Source organism: Cobetia sp. 5-25-4-2, assembly GCF_013374075.1.
In the GTDB taxonomy this organism is placed as follows: domain Bacteria; phylum Pseudomonadota; class Gammaproteobacteria; order Pseudomonadales; family Halomonadaceae; genus Cobetia; species Cobetia marina.
The window spans coordinates 1-415 of record NZ_BLWK01000027.1 but is presented as its reverse complement, the minus strand read 5'-3'; the positions used below and the strand labels follow the sequence as shown (position 1 = coordinate 415).

General features: G+C 63.6%; 1 protein-coding gene. It reads right to left on the bottom strand.

From position 1 onward, the window contains the following. Nucleotides 1-415 (bottom strand): hypothetical protein (locus HXS65_RS17375; protein WP_176494536.1); only part of this gene is annotated, 415 nt, incomplete at both ends.

Here is a 415-nt window from a genome sequence, read left to right as displayed (position 1 = left end):
TTACGGACAGATTGCCGGCACCGTCGATCGTAATGTCAGTTGTGGCGACGGTGATCTCGTTGGCCGGATCGGCGCTGTCAGTGATGGTGATCACGACATTGCTGCTGTCGAGGCCGGCCTCGATGCTGCCGCTGAGGGCGACGGCAGTGATGTCGTCGACGTTCAGGAAGCCATCGGCGCCATCGACGAAGGCGATGCTGCCCGTCGGGTCGGTGGTATCCACGGTCACGGCGCCCAGGTTCACGGCGTCGCTGACGTTACCAGCCACATCGGTCTGACGGATCTGCACAACGCCATCGGCGTAGCTGCCTTCGTCCAGCGTGAAGGTGGTGCCAGTGCCAGCATCCCAGCTGGTGCCGCCGTCGAGGGAGACTTCCCAGGTGGCATCGGTCTCGAGACCACTGACGGTGACCTC